Source organism: Candidatus Bandiella numerosa (genome assembly GCF_021811875.1).
GTDB classification, from domain to species: domain Bacteria; phylum Pseudomonadota; class Alphaproteobacteria; order Rickettsiales; family Midichloriaceae; genus Aquirickettsia; species Aquirickettsia numerosa_A.
Genome location: NZ_JAJBJD010000247.1, coordinates 1 through 255, shown reverse-complemented (window position 1 = coordinate 255; position 255 = coordinate 1). Strand labels below are relative to the sequence as shown.

The window sequence follows — 255 nt, the reverse complement described above, 5'->3', positions numbered from 1 at the left end:
AGCTAGAATCCATGCAATTTGAAAGCTTATAGCTTAGAATAGCTTTGCTGTGCCAATCAATAATTGCTGCCATATACATAAAACCATTTGGTGTCCGAACATAGGTTATATCTCCACTCCATACCTCGTTAGATCTAGGTACGTATACGGATCTATTGCCATTCGATGATTTCCAATAAGGCTCAAGAAGGTATGGGTATATTTTATGTGATTTATTTCCTATAGAAATATTCTTCTTTTTCTTAGGGAATATTG

1 protein-coding gene is annotated in these 255 nt (G+C 34.9%); it reads right to left on the bottom strand.

The genetic code is table 11. The features are described from left to right. Positions 1 to 255: DDE-type integrase/transposase/recombinase (locus L8D11_RS06225; protein WP_236870664.1), on the bottom strand; the 255-nt coding region annotated here is incomplete at both ends.